Genomic DNA, 17,310 nt, shown 5'->3' on the forward strand with positions numbered 1-17,310 from the left:
CTGGACGTCTGCGTGGTCGGGCTGGGCAAGCTGGGCCTGCCGCTGGCGGTGCAGTTCGCGCTGAAGGGACACCGGGTGACCGGCGCGGACATCGCGCCGGCCGTGGTGGACAGCGTCAACCGGGGCGTGCCGCCGTTCCCCCGGGAGGCGGGCCTGGACCAGGCGCTCAAGCGGGTCGTCGCCGAGGGCCGGCTGCGGGCCACCACCGGCACCACGGCCGCGGTGGCCCGGGCCGAGGCCGTCGTGCTGGTCGTCCCGCTGGTCACCGCCGCCGACGGCAGCCCGGACTACGCCCTGCTCGACGCGGCCACCGACGCCGTCGCGGCCGGGCTGCGCCGGGGCACCCTGGTCAGCTACGAGACCACCCTGCCGGTCGGCACCACCCGGCAGCGCTGGGCGCCCCGGCTGGCGTCCCGGTCGGGGCTCGCGGCCGGGACGGACTTCGCGCTGGTGTTCAGCCCGGAACGGGTCCGCACCGGACGGGTCTTCGCCGACCTGCGGCGCTACCCCAAGCTGGTCGGCGGCCTGGACGCGTCCTCCACCCGGCGCGGCGCCGAGTTCTACCGGGCGGTGCTGGACTTCGACCCGCGCCCGGACCTGCCCCGGCCCAACGGCGTCTGGGAGCTGGCCTCGGTGGAGGCGGCCGAGTTCAGCAAGCTCGCCGAGACCACGTACCGGGACGTCAACATCGCGCTGGCCAACCAGTTCGCCCGGTACGCGGACGAGGTCGGGGTGGACTTCGCGGAGATCGCCGAGGCCTGCAACTCGCAGCCGTACAGCCACCTCCACCGGCCGGGCATCGCGGTCGGTGGGCACTGCATCCCGGTGTACCCGCGGCTGTACCTGTGGAACGACCCGGGCGCGACGGTGGTCCGGGCGGCGCGCGAGGCCAACCTGGCGGTGCCGGGGTACGCGGTGGGCGTGCTGACGGGGGCGGTGCCGGGCGGGATCGCCGGGCAGGGCGTGCTGGTGCTCGGCGCCTCGTACCGGGGCGGGGTCAAGGAGACGGCGTACTCCGGGGTGTTCCCGCTGGTCGAGGCGGTGCGGTCGGCGGGCGCGCGGCCGTACGTCAGCGATCCGCTGTACGAGGCGGAGGAGTTGGCGGCGCTCGGGCTGCCGCCGTACGGCGGGGAGCCGGTGGTGGCGGCGGTGCTCCAGGCGGACCACCCCGAGTACCGGGACCTGTCGCCGGTGGACCTGCCGGGCGTGCGGGTGCTGTTGGACGGGAGGCGGTGCACGGACCCGAAGCGCTGGGCGGGCGCGGAGGTGCGGCGGATGGTGCTGGGCGGGGCGTGAAGCCCGCCGTCGGGGAGCCGTCGGGGAGCCGTCGGGGAGCCGTCGGGGTGCCGTCGGGCACCGGGGGAGTCACCGGGGAGCCGCCCGTCAGGGGCGCGGAGTCCGGGCTGTTCGGCGTTCAACCCCGGGCCGGGGCGCGTGATCGCGAGGCGCGCCCCCGTCCGCGCCGGGCAGCGGGCAGACTGGCGGGGTGAGTGACGATGCCTTCAGCGGGACCGGCCCCGGGGTCCGGTTCACCGCGGCCGACGAGCAGAAGAGACGCGGCGTCCGCCGGATGAAGACCATCGCGACCGGCCTGCTGGCCTTCGCGACCGTGGTCTTCGCCCTGTCGACCTGGGCCAGGGCGGCCGGCGCCGGCCCCTGGGCGGGGTACGTGGCGGCCGCCGCCGAGGCGGGCATGGTCGGCGCGCTGGCCGACTGGTTCGCGGTGACCGCGCTGTTCCGCCGGCCGTTCGGCCTGCCGATCCCGCACACCGCGATCATCCCGACCAAGAAGGACGCCTTCGGCCGCTCGCTCGGCGACTTCGTCGGCGAGAACTTCCTCTCCGGCCACGTGGTCCGCGGCCGCCTGGCGGCGCTCGGCATCGGCCGCCGGCTGGGGGAGTGGCTGGCCGCGCCGGGCAGCGCCGAGCGGGTCACCAAGGAGGCCTCGGCGGCGCTGCGCGGCCTGCTCGCGGTGCTCCGCGACGACGACGTGCGGGCGGTGGTCGCCGAGGCGGTGACCAGGCGGGCCCAGGCCACCTCGGTGGCCGAGCCGATGGGCCGGATGCTCGGCAAGGTGGTCGCGGACGGCGGGCACCACGGGGTGGTGGACCTGGTCGCCGTCCGGGCGCACGGCTGGCTGACCACCAACCACGAGGACGTGGTCCGCAAGGTCACCCAGAAGACCCCGGGCTGGACGCCCCGGTTCATCGACCACCAGGTCGGCGAGCGGGTCTACAAGGAGCTGCTGCGCTTCGTCACCGACATCCGGGACGACCCGGACCACCCGGCCCGCGGCGCGATCGACAACTTCCTCGCCGACTTCGCGGCCGAGCTGCAGACCGACCCGGAGACCATCGCCCGGGTCGAGCGGGCCAAGGGCGAGCTGCTGGCCCGCCCCGAGGTGCAGGACCTGATCAACTCCACCTGGGCGGCCGTCCGCACCCTGGTGATGGGCGCCGCCGAGGACGAGGACAGCGAACTGCGCCGGCGCATCCGCGACGGCGTGCGGCGCTTCGGCGAGCGCCTGGCCACCGACCCCAAGCTCCAGGCCAAGGTGGACGGCTGGCTCCAGGACGCCGCCCAGTACCTGGTCGACACCTACCGCACCGAGATCACCTCGCTGATCTCCGAGACGGTGGCGGGCTGGGACGCCGACGACGCCTCCCGCAAGATCGAGGCCAACGTCGGCCGCGACCTCCAGTTCATCCGGATCAACGGCACCGTGGTCGGCGCCCTGGCCGGGCTGCTGATCCACACCGTGGCGGTGGCGCTCGGCGGGTGACCCCGGCGGGCCGGCCCGGGGGCGGTGCCCGGGCGGCCGGCCCCTCGGCGGTTGGCCCCCTCGCCGGTCGGTCCCCCGACGGACGGTCCCGGGCTCGGCCTATCCTTGCCAGCAGATGTCCTGTGCACGCGCGTAGAAGGAAGAAGGGAACCACCGTGGTCCAGCCGGACGGAAGTCGGATCGGCCCCAGTGTCAGTCGGATCGAGCCCGCAGACCGGAGCATCGAGGCGTTCATCGCCGGGATGCCCAAGGCGGAGCTGCACGTCCACCACGTCGGCTCGGCCTCGCCGCGCGTCGTGGCGGAACTGGCCGCCCGGCACGCCGGGAACTCCAAGGTGCCGACCGACCCGGCGGCGCTCGCCGAGTACTTCACCTTCACCGACTTCGCGCACTTCATCGAGGTCTACCTGAGCGTCGTGGACCTGGTCCGGGACGCCGAGGACGTCCGCGCGCTCACCTACGGCGTGGCCGAGGACATGGCCCGGCAGAACATCCGGTACGCCGAGCTGACCATCACCCCGTACTCCTCGGTCCGGCGGGGCATCCCCGAGGTCGCCTTCATGGAGGCGATCGAGGACGCCCGGCTGCGCGCCGAGAAGGAGCTCGGCGTGGTGCTCCGCTGGTGCTTCGACATCCCGGGCGAGGCGGGGCTGGAGTCGGCCGAGGTGACCGCCCGGCTGGCCACCGAGCTGGCCCCCGAGGGCCTGGTCAGCTTCGGCCTGGGCGGTCCGGAGATCGGCGTGCCGCGCCCGCAGTTCAAGCCGTACTTCGACCGGGCCCGGGCGGCGGGCCTGCGCAGCGTCCCGCACGCCGGCGAGGCCACCGGGCCGGAGACGGTCTGGGACGCGATCCGGGTGCTCGGCGCCGAGCGCATCGGGCACGGCACCCAGGCGGTGAAGGACCCGGCCCTGGTCGACTACCTGGGCGAGCACCGCATCCCGCTGGAGGTCTGCCCGACCTCCAACATCGCCACCCGGGTCGTGGAGCGGATCGAGGACCACCCGATCAAGCGGATGGTCGAGGCCGGGCTGCTGGTGACGGTCAACAGCGACGACCCGCCGATGTTCGGCACCGACCTCAACACCGAGTACGCGGTGGCGGCGCGGCTGCTGGGCCTGGACGAGGCCGGGGTGGCGGGGCTGGCCCGCAACGCCGTCGAGGCCTCCTTCCTGGACCAGGCGGGCAAGACCCGGCTGGTCGGGGAGATCGACGCCCACCTGGCGGCCTGGCGGCGGTCGTAGCCCCTCGCCGCCCGCGTTTCCCCTGGTGAACCGCCCCGTCGACCTCCGGTCGGCGGGGCGGTTCCGTTGTCGGCGCCGGCCGGCGCCGGCTCCGTTCGAGTGATGGCGCCACAGTGGCGCCAGAAATGGCTCGACGTGGCGCCATCGCTGTGCCATGCTTACGGCCATGGACCTCACGCCGTACGTGGAAAACCTCCGGAACGAGCTCGCGGTGGCCGCCGCCACCGGCGGGGACGAAGCCCGCGCGCTGGCCGAGCGGCTGACCCTCCCGCTGGAGTCGGCCGTGCGGCTCACCCTGCTCAACGCGCTCTCGGCCGCCATGGGCGAGGTCACCCGTGACCTCGCCCCCGGCTCGGTGGACGTGCGACTGCGCGGACTCGACCCCGAGTTCGTGGTGACGGCGCCGCCCGGCTCGGACGCCTTCCACGGCGACACGGCGCCGCCGGTGGCACCACAGCCGGCGCCCGTGGTGCCACCTGTGGTGCCTTCGGTGGCATCGGAGGCGGACGAGTCGGGCACGGCCCGGATCAACTTCCGTCTGCCCGCGCACCTCAAGGCCCGGGCGGAGGAGGCCGCCGCCGAGGCCGGTCTCTCGCTCAACGCCTGGCTGGTCCGGGCCCTGGCCGGTGCGCTGGAGGGCGGCGAGCCCGTCCGCAGGCCGGCGGCCGATCCGGGCAGCCGGGTCGCGCGCAGCGTCGGCGGCCAGGGCTTCACCGGCTGGGTCCACTGAGGCCTCCGCAGTACCCCGAACATCCGCACGACCTCTCGCACCACCTCCCGCACCACCTTCTGCACCTTCGACGTCACCCCCGCTCCGACCAGCGGGAACACCAACACGAGTCAAGAGGACGGGACAGCCATGCCTACGTACGAGATCGACGGACCGATTTCCGCCATCCTCGAGTTCGACATCGGCTCGGTCTGGATCAAGGCGAGCAAGCGCACCGACGCCGTGGTCGAGGTCCGGCCGGCCAACCCGGCCAAGGAGGCGGACGTCAAGGCCGCCCAGCAGACCCAGGTCGACTTCTCCGGCGGCCGGCTCGGGATCAAGGCTCCCAAGCAGCGCAGCGTGTTCAGCGGGAAGAAGGGCGCGATCGAGGTCCTGGTCGAGCTGCCGGCCGGGTCCGAGGTCCACAGCGAGTCCCCGATGGCCGAGTTCGTCACCGAGGGCCCGCTCGGCGCCTGCCGGCTGAAGACCTCGCTCGGCCGGATCCAGGTCGAGAGCGCCGAGAGCGCCCGGCTCGACAGCGGCTTCGGGGACGTCCGGCTCGGCGCGACGACCGGGGACGCCGAGGTGACGGGGGCCGGCCGGATCGAGATCGGCTCCGTCGGGGGCCGGCTGACGGTCAAGAACAGCAACGGCGACACCGAGATCGACGAGGTGTACGGCGAGCTGAAGGCCAACGCCTCCAACGGCCGGATCCACGTCGGCCTCGCCGAGGGCAACGTGGACGCCAAGTCGGCGCACGGCCACATCCGGGTCGGCCGGGTGGTCCGCGGCCAGGTCACCCTCCAGACCAGCGTGGGGGACGTCGAGGTCGGCATCGCGGAGGGCACCGCGGCCTGGCTCGACGTGCACAGCAAGGTCGGCGGCGTCCGCAACGACCTCGGCCCCACCCAGGGCCCGGGCGACGCCGTGGAGACGGTCGAGGTCCGCGGCCGCACCCAGGTCGGCAACGTCGTCGTCCGGAGGGCGTGATGGCGGCCTACTCCACCACCCCGGCGATCTCGGCGACGGCACTCACCAAGTCCTACGGGGACAAGGCGGTCCTGGAGGGCATCGACCTGGAGATCCCGGCGGGCAGCGTGTTCGCCCTGCTCGGGCCCAACGGCGCCGGCAAGACCACCACCGTGCAGATCCTCTCCACCCTGATCCCCGCCGACGGCGGCTCGGCCCGGGTGGCCGGGCACGACGTGGAACGCGAGGCCGACGCGGTGCGCAGGGTGATCGGGGTGACGGGCCAGTTCTCGGCGGTGGACAACCTGCTCACCGCCGAGGAGAACCTGATGCTGATGGCCGACCTCAACCACCTCCGCCGTCGGGAGGGGCGGAGGCGGGCGGAGGAGCTGCTGCGGCGCTTCGATCTCACCGAGGCCTCCCGCAAGGCCGTCACCACCTTCTCCGGCGGCATGCGGCGCAAGCTCGACCTCGCGATGACCTTGGTCGGCGACCCGAAGGTGATCTTCCTGGACGAGCCGACCACCGGGCTGGACCCGCGCAGCCGGCGCACCATGTGGGAGATCATCCGGGGCCTGGTCGCCGACCACGGGGTGACGATCTTCCTCACCACCCAGTACCTGGAGGAGGCCGACCAACTCGCCGACCGGATAGCCGTCCTGGACGGCGGCCGGATCGTCGCCGAGGGCACGGCCGAGGAGCTGAAGCGGGTCGCCCCCGGCGGGCGGATCCGGCTCCGGTTCGCGGACGCCGGCTCGCTGGCCACCGCCGCCGCACTGTTCGACTACGCCACGGCCGACATCGAGGCGTTGCGGCTGGAGATCCCGGGGGACAACTCCGTCCTCACCGTGAAGGCCGTGATGGACGCGCTCGACAACGCGTCCGTGCAGGCCGAGTCGCTGGTCGTGGAGACGGCCGACCTGGACGACGCGTTCCTCCAACTGACCGGGGAGGGTGTGCGATGAGCATGGCCACGAGCACGGCCGGACACGCGCTCAGCGACTCGCTGACCATGCTGCGCCGCAACCTCAAGCACGCGCTGCGGTACCCGTCCCTGACCTTCGCGGTCGTGGTGATGCCGGTCATGATGCTGCTGCTCTTCAACTACGCCTACGGCAGCACGCTGGGCGCCGGCATCGGCGGCGGCCACTACATCGACTACGTGACGCCCGGCATCGTGCTGATGGCGGCCACGTCCGGGTCGCTGGTCACCGCGATCGGCATCTGCACCGACATGACCGAGGGCATCGTCAACCGCTTCCGCACGATGGCCATATCGCGCTCCGCCTTCCTGGCGGGGCACGTGGTCGGCAGCGTCATCCAGACCATGATCGGGCTGGTGCTGGTGATCGGCGCGGCCCTCGCGATGGGCTTCCGGCCGAACGCCGGGCCGGTGGAGTGGCTGGCCGCGATGGGCCTGCTGCTCTTCCTCACCATCGCCCTGACCTGGATATCCGCCGGCATCGGCCTGGTGGCCAAGACGGTCGAGAGTGCCAGCAACATGCCGATGCCGCTGCAGTTCCTGCCCTTCATCGGCAGCGCCATCGTGCCGACCGACTCGATGCCGACGGCGATGCGCTGGTTCGCCGAGTACCAGCCCTTCACCCCCATGATCGAGACCCTGCGCGGGCTGCTGATGGGCACCGGGATCGGCACCAGCGCCTGGAGCGCCCTGGCCTGGTGCACGGTACTGACGCTGGTCGGTTACTTCTGGTCGAGGAGCGTCTTCTACCGGCGGTGACGGGGGTACGGCCGGTGGGCCGGGCGGCCCGGACGACGGAGCACCCGTCATCCGGGCCGACCGGCAGTTCCGTGTAAAGTCCCGGCAAAGGACAACTCCGGGGGGAGCAAATGACGGTGGCGCGCCGCAGGCAGGTCGTCTGGTGGCTCAGGGGCATCGCACTGGCGTCCGTCCTCGTCTACCTGCCGGGCTACTTCTCCTCCCGCCAGGGCGGGTTGGTCGAGGTCGAGCGCTGGCTGAACCACCCGGTGCTGCTGCTCGGGGCGGCGATCACGCTGGCCGTGGCCTCGGTGGTGGTCCAGTTCGAGTTCCGCAGCAGGTGGGCGCAGATCGGCTGTGCGGCCGTCCTGTCGCCGCTCCTCGTCATCGGGGCGGGGGTCGGAGCCGTGGCGTACATCTTCGGCGGCGACGGTCGGCTGGTCGACCGCAAGCCGGACCCGAACCGCTCGGACCACGTGCTCAAGGTCACCGACATCGCCTTCTCGATCGATCCGGTCTACCGGGTGGAACTGCTGACCGGCAGCGGCTGGTCGGCCCGCCACTGGGGCCTCGGCACCTGGGACGAGGGCGCCGGCTTCGTCAGGGCCGAATGGTCCGGCCCGGGGCGGGTCACGGTGACCTTGGAGAAGGAGATCGAGGTCTACACCGTGGCCGAGGACGGGACGCTGAGCGGCCCCTCGGTGACGCCCCGGCGCCGATAGCTCGGTCTTCGTCGAGCTGGGGCTCTACGCCGGCGCGGGGCAGATCGTCTGGGGCATCGGCCTGGTGGCCCTGGGCTTCGGAGCGCCGCTCGCCTTCCTGTCGTACGTGTTCGGCGAGAGCGAGAGGTCGTTCCACCAGGAGGCGGCTCCGGGCCGCCCGGACCGGGTGCTCATGGTCGCCGACGTCGCCGGGGGCTTCTCGGTCGATCCGGTCTACCGGATGGAGCTGGTGTCCGGTTCGGGCTGGTCGGCCCGCCACTGGAGCGTGGGCGTCCGGTGGAAGAGCAGCCGCGCCGTCTGGGACGGCCCGGATCGGATCACGGTCACCGGGGGTTCGGCGGTCATGGTGTTCGACGTCCTTGCCGACGGCAGCCTGAGCGCCCCGCGGGAAGAGCCTCTGCCCCCGAAGCACTGAGGCCGGCCGGGCCCCACCTCCGTGAGCTGAGGAGGGGCCCGGCCTTCGGCGGCGTCCCGGCCGCCGGGTTCAGCGCAGCACGCCGACGGTCTTCCACGCCGCGTTGACGGCGTCCAGTTCGGCGCCGGTGCCGTACAACTCCTCGGCGATGGTGGCGGTGAGCGTCGCGAAGTCTTCGAACGTCGCCTCGGTGTCGAGCTTCCCGCCGGTGACGGCCTCGTACCAGATCCGGCCGGCCTTCTCCCAGGCGTTGCCGCCGATGGCGGTCGCGGTGAGGTGGAAGGCCCGGTTGGGGATGCCGGAGTTGATGTGGACTCCGCCGTTGTCCCGGTGGATCTCCAGCTCTGCGTAGTCGTCCATGTGCCCGGGTTGCGGGTCCTTGCCGACGCGCTGGTCGTCGTACGCCGTACCGGGCTCGGCCATCGAGCGCAGGCCCTTGGCCTTGATGCCCGGAGCGAACACCCCGGTGCCGACGAGCCAGTCGGCCCGGTCGGCGGTCTGGCCCAGCGAGTACTGCTTGACGAGGGAGGCGAAGACGTCGCTGACGGATTCGCTGAGGGCGCCCGGCTGGAAGACGTAGGCCAGGTCGGGGTTGAGGATGAGCTTGGTCAGCGGGCCCGCGACCACGTCGAGCAGTTCCTGGGGGCGCGGCTGGAAGATGGTGCCGTCACCATCGGCGAGAGCAAACCGCTCGCCGTCCCAGAAGGCGTTGAATCCCGGCATGCCGTGGTGGACGGTCGCGCGCAGCGGACCGCCCTTGCCGTCGAGGGAGTCCCGGCCGTAGACGGTGTGGAAGAAGTCGGCGATGGTGCCGATCGCGTCATAGACGGCGTTGACGGTCTCGTCCGCGCTCTCCGCCTCGCCCTCAGAGCGCACCAGCGTGCCCGGGAGGGTGTCCTGTTTCTTGGCGTCGTAGATCTCGCGGCGCAGTACGGGAGTTGGGTCGGTTTCCATGCGGTCCAGTCTGATCGTCGATTGCTGTGACGGATTGGTGTCAGGCGATATGGCGCCGTGTCATGGATGGGTGTGATAGTCCCACCAAGGCTTCGGGCGGGAGCGCCCGAGCGCTTCACCAGCGGTCGATGCCCATGGTTGTGGCCGCGCTGTGGACGGCGTTGTAGTGCGGGATCGACATGTCGGACTTCTTCTGGTCCGCCGGCAGCTTCCGGTCGGTGGCACGGAACTCGTCACGGGCCTCCGCGAGGAGGCTGGTGCCGTGGGAGACCGGAACGTCCTTGGTGCCGTGCGCCGGGTGGGACTTGGCGGCCGTCTTGCTGCCCGCGTTGATCAGGGTGTTGCGGGCCTGGTTGTAGTCGGCGACCTTGACCGTCTTCGGGTTGCGGAGCTCCGCCTGCACCCCGGCCGTCGACGGCGTCTGTTCGGCGGCCACGGCGGCGGGAGTGGCAGCGGCGGTGAGCGCACCCGTCACGATGACGGTCGCGAAGGCGTTCCGAAGGGACCTGTGCATGAGGGTGTCCTTCCGACAAGGAATGCGTCACGGATTCGCACCCTCATGAACACCGAAACGGTCAGGGTGCGAACGCCTCCGCCCTACCCCGGACCCCGGCGGCGGAAAACCGGCTTCCGTTCGGGAAGTTCGCCGACGATGAGATCAGGCCTTTGCCTGATTTTGCTTCCATAGGATCAGCTCAGTGGACCGGACGCGAACGGGGCGGGCTCATCGGGATCCCTCCCCGCCGCTGTGGTCACCCCTGCTGGTTCACGGCGGCGAGCAACTGGTCGGCGCGATCGCCCGCCACGGCGAAGGCGAGGTGGTCGTGGTAGTCGCGGGTCTCGACGATCAGGCCGTCCCTGGCGCGCAGCACCTGGATGTTGGCGGTGCGGAAGGTGCGACCGGTGGCCGGGTAGAGGCCGACGTAGTCGAACTCGGCGATCACCACCTCGGGGTCGTCGGTCCCGTGGACGCGGAGGTTCTCCGCGCGCAGGCGGATCTCGTCGGAGGCGGCCAGGGCGGCGAAGCGCTGACGGAGTTCCTCCCGGCCCTGGACGCGGCGCGGGGGCGTCGGGGCGAAGACGATCTCCACCACGGCGTCGTCGGCGTACAGCTCGGGGACCTCGGTCCACTTGCCCGCCGAGATGCGGTCCAACAGCTGCGCGTGGACCTCGCGGGGCGTAGCGGGTGCAGGCATGGCTGACCTCCGTGATCGCGCCGCCTACAATCGGATAGGCGACTCCGTTTCCGACGATACGGATACGCCACTCCGTTTGTCCAGGGATGGCGAGGTCTTCATGACGTCCGATCAGATACCTTCCGTCGAGGGCGCGAAGCCCCTGCGCGCCGACGCCCGGCGGAACCGCGCACGGCTGCTGGAGGTCGCCGAGGCGGTCTTCGCTGAGCGGGGCACCGGCGCGTCCACCGAGGAGATCGCCCGGGAGGCGAAGGTCGGCATCGCCACCGTGTTCCGGCACTTCCCCACCAAGGAGGCGCTGCTGCGAGCGGTGCTCGTCCGATGGATGGAGCGGATGGGGGAGGAGGGGCGACGCCTTGCGGACGAGTTGGGGCCGGCGGATGCCCTCTTCGCGTTCTTCGACCTGGTGCTGGACCAGTCCCCGGCCAAGAACGCCTTCGCCGCGGCACTGGCGGACGCCGGAGTCGACGTCAAGGCGGCGACCTCGGAGTCCGGTCAAGCCCTGCACGAGGTGCTCACCGCACTCCTCGAAGACGCCCAGCGGGTGGGCGCGGTGCGGCCGGACCTGGAGCTGCCGGAACTGACGGCGATCCTCGTCGGCACCTGCCGCATGCTGGAGCACCTGGACGGCCACCCGGAATCCGCGAAGCGCGCCCGCGCGGTCGTCCGCGACGGCCTGAAGGCCGGCGCCGGGGGTCGAGACTGTGTCGAACAGTAGCCGTACTGGTCGGAACGCCGGGGAGACGAGATGACCCGCTTGTCCACTGTCGCACTGCTGGGCGCCATGGCCCTGATGCTGCTCGAAACCATCGCAATGGTCCTGTTCTTCTGCATAGCCGTGCCGATGTTCGCGGGCGGTATCGCCTTCGAGGACGAGGTGGCGCCCACGCCGCGCTACCTGCCGTACGGGTCCCTGCTGGTGGGCATGGTGATGGCCGGGGTCAACGGCTGGGCGGCCAGAGGTCTGTGGGCGATGCAGTCTTCGTCGCCGGGCAAGGCGTCCCGCGGTGCCGCGGCCTTGGTGGGGGCGGGATCGGTGCAGGTGGTGCTGCTCGGCTACGGCCTGCTGTCGGGGGAGTACCTGTTCACGCTCTTCGCGGTGGCAGTGCTGGCCGCGCTCGCCGCACTTGTGAGGCCGGCGTTCGCGAGGCCGGCCGGCTGAGGCGGAGGGTGTGAGTGGAGTGGGAAGTCGGGCTCCCCGACTTCCCACTCCGTGGGGAGGGGTGCGTCGGTCAGTGGTCGGAAAATGCGGAAGGGTCCGGCATCCTGGTAGATGCCGGACCCTTCCGACTGTGGAGCGCCAGGCCCGGGTTGCACGGACTCTTCCTACTGAAAGTAGGACGTGCTCTGGTAGCACCGCTGACGCCTGACGAGGAATCATCTCCCTCGCGACATCAGGAATATTAGCAGCTCAGCGCCTGTGCGACGAATCGCGTCCCCGGGTGGGTGCGAGCGTCGGTCAGAGCGCTCGCGTCATGAACGTGCTGTTCGGGTCGGGGCGGTAGTCGGCGAACGGTTCGCAGGGGACGAATCCGAACTTTTCGTACAGCTTCCTGGCCGGCAGGAAGAAGTCGGGCGTGCCGGTCTCCAGGCTCAGCTTCGTGAAGCCCATGCGCCTGGCCTCGGTGATGATGTGTTCCAGTAGAAGGGACGCGACGCCGCTCCGCTTGCGCAGGGGGCTCGTGCGCATCGACTTGAGTTCGGCGTGGTCGGCGTCCAGGCGCTTGATCGCGCCGCAGCCGACCAGAACGCCTTCGTCCCGTACCGACCAGAAGCTGATCCCGGGCCGGCGGAGGGCGCCGAGGTCGAGGGCGTGGGTGCTCTCCGGCGGGGAGATGGCCCGCATCTGCCGGACGTGCTCGGCGAGGAATTCGGCGATCTCGGGGCCGGCGAGGTCGTCCGTCGCGATCTGCACTGTCGCTCCTGTCCTGAGCCGTGAACGCGGAAGGGTCCGGCATCCGTGTGGATGCCGGACCCTGTCCGGTTTGGAGCGCCAGGCCCGGGTTGCACGGACTCTTCCTACTGAAAGTAGGACGTGCTCTGGTAGCACCGCTGACGCCTGGCGAGAGATCGTCTCCCTCGCGATGTCGAGAATATTAGCAGTTCAGCGCCCATGTGCCGAATCGTGGGACCCGGGGCTGACGGTCGGAAAACACGGAAGGGTCCGGCACCCTGAGGGGCGCCGGACCCTTCCGACTGTGGAGCGCCAGGCCCGGGTTGCACGGACTCTTCCTACTGAAAGTAGGACGTGCTCTGGTAGCACCGCTGACGCCTGACGAGAGATCATCTCCCTCGCGACGTCAGGAACAGTAGCAGCTCAGCGCCCGTGCGCCGAATCGGCGAGTCAGACGGCGAACTCGCCCGCGCGGATCGCGGAGACGAGGTCGCGCCACTCGTCGACATCGAGTTGCGCGACGGCTTCGGGCCGAAGGCTGCTGCGGACGTAGACGGCCTCGGGTGCTATGGCTACCTCGGGGCAGCTTGCGCCGTCGGGGCAAGCTGCGGGGCGCTTCCAGTGGAGTGTTTCCATGGCTTAGATCTCTTTCTTGATGAGCCTGATGGCATCACGAGACTGGCTCTCGGTGAGAGACCGCTCGGTCATCTTGTCGATGATGTAGCGGTAGTTCTCCAAGTGCTTCTGCTCGTGAAGGAAGGCTGGGCCGCCGACTGCGTCGAGTTGGACGGTGTCAAGGCGTAGCACCGGGCCGTTGGCGTGGATGATGCCTTGGCCTGCGCCCAGGAATCCATTGGTGCTGAAGGTGATCACCCGGAGTGTCACATGCGGCAGCTCCGAGTACTCGAGCAATCTGTCCATCTGTTGTCTTGCTGCGTCGCGACCACCGAACAGCATCCGCAGGGCGGCTTCGTGGACCAGCGCCGAGTATGGCTCGGCTCCCTCTCGCATCAAGAACGCCGAGCGCTGCACTCGGTGCTCGACACGTGCTTCAAGGAGGCGCGGTGAGAGCGGCGGGTAGACATTCTTGAAGATTGCCCGACCGTACTCCTCGGTTTGCATCACGCCAGGAACATGCGAGACCTGGTACGTGCGCATTCCCTTGGCGAAGTACTCCATCTCCGCGATGTCCAGGAAGCCGACCGGCACCGAGCCGCGGTAGTCCTCCCACCAACCTCTGTGGCGCTCCTCGGCCATGGAGCCGAGCGCCTCGACGTAGGCGGCATCCGCCTCTTCGAAGTCGCAGGCGAGCATCCTCACGCGCTCGGCGCTGATCGGGTACTGCCCCTTCTCGATCTGCGTGATCTTCGTACGGGCAAACCCAAACAGTGCGGCAGCCTCGGCAGTTGTGCGGCCGGCGCAGTCGCGCATCTTCCGCAGCTCGATGCCGACTCGTTCCTGCCGGGCGGAAGGGGTAGTTCGTGGTGGCATGCCCCAAGCATCCATCGCGAACCGGCGAGGGGTCCAGCAATCAATCGATCGAGTGAGGGGTGGGGTTGAAGTACCCCTACATGTACCACCGATGCTCTACAGTCGGTGATGCACCGATCACCGATGCGGGCGTCAGTAACGCTGCCGCGCACCGCAGAGCACCCATGCCCGGACTGGCTCACGGCGACAGCTCGCTCGGTTCCTCCTTCCATCCCCCTGGGAGACGCAGTGCGTAACCTCAACTCCCCCTCCCTCACCCTCTCCCGCGACGCCCTGCGCGACGGGATGACCAGCGCCGGTTGGCCGCCCTCCCTCATCGCGGACGCCGAACTCGCCATGGTCGAACTCATCGTCAACGCCTGGCGCCACGGCGAGACGGCCTCGCCCGTCATCCTGATCCACCACCGTGCCAACACCCTCCGCGTCGCGGTCTCCGACCGCAGTCCGCTCTGCCCGGAGGTGGGTCCCCTCGCCCTCCTCTCCGAGACCGGCCGCGGCCTCCAGCTCGTCGCCGGCCTCACCCACCGCTGGGGCGTCGACCCCCAACACCTCGGCAAGACCATCTGGTTCGAGCTGGAGCAGGACGGTGTCGCGTGAGCGCCCACCACCCCATCCACCCCGGCGACCCGGCCCTGCTCCACCTCACCTCGCGCCAGGTCGCCGAACTGATCGTCGAACTCCGGACCGAGGGGCGTGAGTTCGGCCTCCTCTGGCCCTCCGCGACCCCGGGTGACATCAACCTCCGCGGCCACCGCCTGGTCGACATCGGCAACGTCCCGGTCAGCACCCTGATCAACCTCCTCGCGCTCATCCGCGAGTTCAGGCGTGACCGCGACATCCACCACCGGCCCGAACCGACCTAGAGGTCCCCGGGCCGGATCCTCCGGAGCGATGCCCGCCCACCCGGTCGAGTGGGAGACTCACTTGGGACATGACGACCCAAGGAGTTCAGGGCATGCCGACAGATGCCACCGACGGACCGGACCCGTCAGAATCGATACCCGGTCAGCGAGTTCTCGATCTCCTGGACAAGGCCATCGGCCTCCAGGGCCCGCTGGTGCGCAAGAACATCGCCCGTGCCCGCCAGCGGAACCCGGAGGCGACCCCGGAACAGGTGGTCCGCACCCTGGAGCGGATGTACGTCAGCGCCCTGGCCGGAACGGGTGCCGCCGTCGGCGGCGTCGCGGCCGCGCCCGGTGTCGGCACGGGAGCCGCACTGGCCCTGTCGGCAGGCGAGTTCCTCTCCTCGCTCGAACTGAGCGCTCTCTTCGCGCTCTCCGTGGCCGAAGTCCACGGCGTCCCCATCGACGAGCTCGAACGCCGCCGGACGATCGTGATGGGAATCATGCTCGGCGGGAGCGGGTCCGGCGCCATCACCAGGATCGCCGAGCGTTCGGGGCAGCACTGGGGGCGCCAGGTCGTGGCCAAGGTGCCCTTGGAGACGCTTCGGCAGATCAACAAGGTCCTGGGGAAGAACTTCGTCACGAAGTACGGGACCAAGCAGGGCATCATCGTCCTCGGCCGGGTGGCGCCGTTCGGCATCGGCGCCGTGATCGGCGGCGGCGCGAACGCCGCACTGGCCGCACTGGCCGTGAAGGCCAGCCGTCGCGCCTTCGGCCCGGCCCCGACGCCGTGGCCGGAGCCGACCAGCGGCAACACGCCTCCGTCAGCGGAGTCGGACACGCCGCCCTCGCCGCACCACCCGGCACCCGAAGGAGCCGCGGCCGAGGAATCCGCACCCGGCGTGTTCACGCCGTAGCAACCCGCCCTGTCCCCTGCCGGTCGACTTCTCCGGCAGGGTAGGTGGGTCAGTCCGCGGGCGCCGCATAGGTGTTGAACCGCAGGTACAGCCCGATGTGCGCCGGAACGCCCGGCGCGATCGTCCGGTAGCTGCACAGCTCCTGCAAGCCGGTGTCGCCGGCCGGCAGTCCCGCCGTCAGCCGCCTCACCACCTCGGCGTGCGGGCGCGGATCGACGCCCTCGATCCGCATCAGCTCCGCGATCCGCCCGGCGGCCTCGGCGTCGCTGCGGGCGTTGCCGGGCAGTCGCAGGTAGACGTTGGCCTCCTCGGGCCCCGTCGCGCCTTCCCGGAACGCCAGGCAGGTCATCGGCTCGTTGTCCACGATGCCGCCGTCCCGCCCGTAGATCACGGCGCGGGCGCGGGCCGCCCGTGCCGAGTCGTGGCGGTGCGACAGTGCGGCCACCGTGTCCAACTCGCCCATCGGCATCGGGAGATGGCGGAAGTAGACCTTCACCCGGGACCTGCTTCCGCCGTCCAGGTCGAGGGCGAAGAACTCCACCTCGTGCCCGCGCAGGGCGAGTTCATCACATCGCCGGCCGACCGGTTCCCAGGCCTCCGCCAGCCCCAGCCGGTGCATGGCTTCGGCCATCACCTCATGCGTCCGGTCCAGGCCGTGCGCCTGCGGGTTGAGGTACGCCTTGTAGTGCGGTCGCTCTCCGGGCTGCCAGGCCAGGGAGTGCCAGACGGTGGGCCGGTTGCGATCGGGGCGGGGCGTGACGAACAGGTCCTCGACGTCCAGGTACCGCTCGATGCTGACGCCCGGCCGTTCGGCGAGCCGGAGTGTCAACTCCCGCCCGGCTTCCTGGCATCCGAGCGGAGAGCGGTCGAATCCCAGCGACTCGACCAGGATGCGGACCTCCGGCCGCCCCGCCTTCCAGCTGACGGAGAGCTCGGCGGGGAAGCCGTCGGACGAGACGAACGAGGGCGGGTCGCACCGGGTCCCGACGGGCCGCGCGCCCCACGGGCCGAGCAGGTCCCGCAGGTCCGGCAGTACGCGGGCCGTCTCGGCCCCGTCCGTCCCGAGCCCCTCGCAGACGGCGGTCCACTTCTCTTCCAGGAACTGCCCGAACGTCCGCTCCGGGGCTTGGAACGGGCCGAGGGCGGTATCGGCCTCGCGAAGTTGCGGGCTGATCACTGATTGGGCTCGTTGAACCGGCTGATGCCGCTCTGGTTGGGTTCGTTCAGCTGGACGACGCCCTGGTTCGGCTCGTTGGCCTGGACGACGTCGCCCTGGTTCGGCTCGTTGGCCTGAACGACGACCCCCTGGTTCGGCTCGTTCGGCTGGACGGCAGTGGCGGTGATCGCCGTGCCGACGAGCAGGGCCGCGCCGGCGGCGAGTCCAACGGCCCACGTGGTCAATACCTTGCGCATCATTGCCGCTCCCCCTGATCGATGATCAGATTGATCATAGCCACA

At 70.8% G+C, this 17,310-nt stretch carries 22 protein-coding genes; 14 read left to right on the forward strand and 8 right to left on the reverse strand.

Features of this window, described 5'->3' with window-relative positions; translation table 11 throughout:
* The 9 genes from ACFWP2_RS13095 (at position 1) to ACFWP2_RS13135 (ending at position 8,558) form a co-directional block, all read left to right on the forward strand.
* Positions 1-1,296: a nucleotide sugar dehydrogenase gene (locus ACFWP2_RS13095; protein WP_380450559.1), complete on the forward strand. Its 1,296-nt coding sequence runs from the start codon at positions 1-3 to the stop codon at positions 1,294-1,296.
* A gap of 190 nt (positions 1,297-1,486) precedes the next feature.
* On the forward strand, positions 1,487-2,782 hold the full coding sequence (locus tag ACFWP2_RS13100) for a DUF445 domain-containing protein (RefSeq protein ID WP_380450448.1): 1,296 nt from the start codon (positions 1,487-1,489) through the stop codon (positions 2,780-2,782).
* Between the two features lie 122 nt (positions 2,783-2,904).
* On the forward strand, positions 2,905-4,023 hold the full coding sequence (locus tag ACFWP2_RS13105; RefSeq protein ID WP_380450449.1) for an adenosine deaminase: 1,119 nt from the start codon (positions 2,905-2,907) through the stop codon (positions 4,021-4,023).
* A 166-nt stretch (positions 4,024-4,189) separates the two neighbouring features.
* Complete coding sequence (locus tag ACFWP2_RS13110; RefSeq protein ID WP_380450450.1) at positions 4,190-4,753, forward strand: toxin-antitoxin system HicB family antitoxin; 564 nt, start codon at positions 4,190-4,192, stop codon at positions 4,751-4,753.
* Between the two features lie 129 nt (positions 4,754-4,882).
* On the forward strand, positions 4,883-5,722 hold the full coding sequence (locus ACFWP2_RS13115; protein WP_380450451.1) for a DUF4097 domain-containing protein: 840 nt from the start codon (positions 4,883-4,885) through the stop codon (positions 5,720-5,722).
* Positions 5,722-6,666 (forward strand): ATP-binding cassette domain-containing protein, encoded by a 945-nt coding sequence (locus tag ACFWP2_RS13120; protein WP_380450452.1) that lies wholly within the window; start codon positions 5,722-5,724, stop codon positions 6,664-6,666. Before ACFWP2_RS13115 ends, ACFWP2_RS13120 begins: the two co-directional genes overlap by 1 nt.
* Positions 6,663-7,442: an ABC transporter permease gene (locus ACFWP2_RS13125; RefSeq protein ID WP_380450453.1), complete on the forward strand. Its 780-nt coding sequence runs from the start codon at positions 6,663-6,665 to the stop codon at positions 7,440-7,442. Before ACFWP2_RS13120 ends, ACFWP2_RS13125 begins: the two co-directional genes overlap by 4 nt.
* Positions 7,443-7,552: 110 nt before the next feature.
* Complete coding sequence (locus ACFWP2_RS13130; RefSeq protein WP_380450454.1) at positions 7,553-8,143, forward strand: hypothetical protein; 591 nt, start codon at positions 7,553-7,555, stop codon at positions 8,141-8,143.
* Between the two features lie 64 nt (positions 8,144-8,207).
* Positions 8,208-8,558 carry a hypothetical protein gene (locus ACFWP2_RS13135; protein WP_380450455.1) on the forward strand — a complete coding sequence of 117 codons (351 nt, stop codon included), beginning with the start codon at positions 8,208-8,210 and terminating at the stop codon, positions 8,556-8,558.
* Between the two features lie 69 nt (positions 8,559-8,627).
* Here the strand turns inward: ACFWP2_RS13135 and ACFWP2_RS13140 are convergent, their stop codons facing one another.
* From ACFWP2_RS13140 to ACFWP2_RS13150, 3 genes are all read right to left on the reverse strand, one after another.
* Entirely contained in the window at positions 8,628-9,512 is an 885-nt protein-coding gene (locus ACFWP2_RS13140; protein WP_380450456.1) for a M4 family metallopeptidase, read from the reverse strand.
* Between the two features lie 115 nt (positions 9,513-9,627).
* Positions 9,628-10,026, reverse strand: coding sequence for a hypothetical protein (locus ACFWP2_RS13145; protein ID WP_380450457.1), 399 nt, complete (start codon positions 10,024-10,026; stop codon positions 9,628-9,630).
* A gap of 238 nt (positions 10,027-10,264) precedes the next feature.
* Entirely contained in the window at positions 10,265-10,708 is a 444-nt protein-coding gene (locus ACFWP2_RS13150; protein WP_380450458.1) for a nuclear transport factor 2 family protein, read from the reverse strand.
* 100 nt (positions 10,709-10,808) lie between these two features.
* Here ACFWP2_RS13150 and ACFWP2_RS13155 point away from each other — a divergent pair, with 100 nt between their 5' ends.
* Both ACFWP2_RS13155 and ACFWP2_RS13160 read left to right on the forward strand, forming a co-directional pair.
* Complete coding sequence (locus tag ACFWP2_RS13155) at positions 10,809-11,426, forward strand: TetR/AcrR family transcriptional regulator (protein WP_380450459.1); 618 nt, start codon at positions 10,809-10,811, stop codon at positions 11,424-11,426.
* A 30-nt stretch (positions 11,427-11,456) separates the two neighbouring features.
* A complete protein-coding gene (locus tag ACFWP2_RS13160; protein WP_380450460.1) occupies positions 11,457-11,870 on the forward strand; it encodes a hypothetical protein in 414 nt (137 codons plus the stop codon).
* A 297-nt stretch (positions 11,871-12,167) separates the two neighbouring features.
* Here ACFWP2_RS13160 and ACFWP2_RS13165 read toward each other — a convergent pair whose 3' ends face one another.
* The 3 genes from ACFWP2_RS13165 to ACFWP2_RS13175 form a co-directional block, all read right to left on the reverse strand.
* Positions 12,168-12,623 (reverse strand): GNAT family N-acetyltransferase, encoded by a 456-nt coding sequence (locus ACFWP2_RS13165; protein WP_380450461.1) that lies wholly within the window; start codon positions 12,621-12,623, stop codon positions 12,168-12,170.
* A 429-nt stretch (positions 12,624-13,052) separates the two neighbouring features.
* Complete coding sequence (locus ACFWP2_RS13170) at positions 13,053-13,238, reverse strand: DUF397 domain-containing protein (RefSeq protein ID WP_380450462.1); 186 nt, start codon at positions 13,236-13,238, stop codon at positions 13,053-13,055.
* Positions 13,239-13,241: 3 nt separating this feature from the next.
* Positions 13,242-14,093, reverse strand: a complete 852-nt coding sequence (locus ACFWP2_RS13175; RefSeq protein ID WP_380450463.1) for a helix-turn-helix domain-containing protein — start codon at positions 14,091-14,093, stop codon at positions 13,242-13,244.
* Between the two features lie 228 nt (positions 14,094-14,321).
* Between ACFWP2_RS13175 and ACFWP2_RS13180 the strand changes: the two genes are divergently transcribed.
* From ACFWP2_RS13180 to ACFWP2_RS13190, 3 genes are all read left to right on the forward strand, one after another.
* Positions 14,322-14,690 (forward strand): ATP-binding protein, encoded by a 369-nt coding sequence (locus ACFWP2_RS13180; protein ID WP_380450464.1) that lies wholly within the window; start codon positions 14,322-14,324, stop codon positions 14,688-14,690.
* A complete protein-coding gene (locus ACFWP2_RS13185; protein ID WP_380450465.1) occupies positions 14,687-14,956 on the forward strand; it encodes a hypothetical protein in 270 nt (89 codons plus the stop codon). The genes ACFWP2_RS13180 and ACFWP2_RS13185 overlap by 4 nt, the downstream gene beginning before the upstream one ends.
* Positions 14,957-15,048: 92 nt before the next feature.
* Positions 15,049-15,852: a hypothetical protein gene (locus ACFWP2_RS13190; protein WP_380450466.1), complete on the forward strand. Its 804-nt coding sequence runs from the start codon at positions 15,049-15,051 to the stop codon at positions 15,850-15,852.
* Positions 15,853-15,901: 49 nt separating this feature from the next.
* Here ACFWP2_RS13190 and ACFWP2_RS13195 read toward each other — a convergent pair whose 3' ends face one another.
* Complete coding sequence (locus tag ACFWP2_RS13195; protein ID WP_380450467.1) at positions 15,902-17,029, reverse strand: tryptophan dimethylallyltransferase family protein; 1,128 nt, start codon at positions 17,027-17,029, stop codon at positions 15,902-15,904.
* Positions 17,026-17,265, reverse strand: a complete 240-nt coding sequence (locus tag ACFWP2_RS13200) for a hypothetical protein (RefSeq protein ID WP_380450468.1) — start codon at positions 17,263-17,265, stop codon at positions 17,026-17,028. The genes ACFWP2_RS13195 and ACFWP2_RS13200 overlap by 4 nt, the downstream gene beginning before the upstream one ends.
* Positions 17,266-17,310: the final 45 nt, after the last annotated feature.

Origin of the sequence: Kitasatospora sp. NPDC058444 (assembly GCF_042721415.1) — a bacterium.
GTDB lineage: Bacteria > Actinomycetota > Actinomycetes > Streptomycetales > Streptomycetaceae > Kitasatospora.